This is a genomic window from Burkholderia sp. PU8-34 (assembly GCF_053427725.1).
In genome coordinates this window covers 1-264 of sequence record NZ_JBSAXC010000105.1, presented here as the reverse complement: position 1 = coordinate 264, position 264 = coordinate 1, and the positions used below count along the sequence as shown (strand labels likewise).

Genomic DNA, 264 nt, shown 5'->3' with positions numbered 1-264 from the left:
ACCCGAACCGCCGATCGCACGGCGGCCGGCACGGCCCTCGCCGGATGCCGTTTTCCCCGCGGCAGTCGCCGTCTCTTCGACCGCCACCACCATTCCCCGGAGTCTGGAATACACCAGACGGTAGGTCTTGTTGTTCATCGTTCTTACCGGCGTTTCTTTCAGAATGACGAACGATAGCAACCACACCGTCAGAAAACTACAGGGCAATCGTCAGAAATTGCCAAGCGCCAAACGCCTTGCATCTTGCGAAAAGAAGATCTTTAG

Annotated in this window: 1 protein-coding gene; it reads right to left on the bottom strand. The window is 56.8% G+C overall.

The annotated features are described in order from the left end of the window. On the bottom strand, positions 1-138 hold a 138-nt coding region (locus tag ACV22Z_RS35930), incomplete at its 3' end, for an ESPR domain-containing protein (RefSeq protein WP_448075122.1). Positions 139-264: the final 126 nt, after the last annotated feature.